General features: G+C 73.0%; 1 protein-coding gene. It reads left to right on the top strand.

All coding sequences use genetic code 11. The annotated features are described in order from the left end of the window. Positions 1-270, top strand: a 270-nt coding sequence (locus tag JHD77_RS33300) for a contractile injection system protein, VgrG/Pvc8 family (RefSeq protein ID WP_267907336.1), incomplete at both ends; no start/stop codon positions are given.

Below are 270 nucleotides of genomic sequence, written 5' to 3' on the forward strand. Positions count from 1 at the left end.
CCAGCCGCACCACGCGCACCACTCGCCGCGACTACGACTTCGAGAAGCCGCGGCTGCTGCTGGAGGCCGGCAATCGCCCCGCTGCCGACGCCCCGGCCGAGCCGGACCTGGAGGACTACGACTACCCCGGTCGCTTCGTCGATCGCCAGCGCGGCAAGCTGCTCAACCAGCGCGCCCTGGAGCGGCACCGCGCCGACCGGCGCCTGGGCGAAGGGGTCAGCGACCAGCCGCTGCTGGTCAGCGGGCATTTCCTGGAGATCGCCGAGCACC

The sequence above is a fragment of the Pseudomonas sp. P20 genome, from assembly GCF_016463925.1.
Lineage (GTDB): Bacteria > Pseudomonadota > Gammaproteobacteria > Pseudomonadales > Pseudomonadaceae > Pseudomonas > Pseudomonas aeruginosa.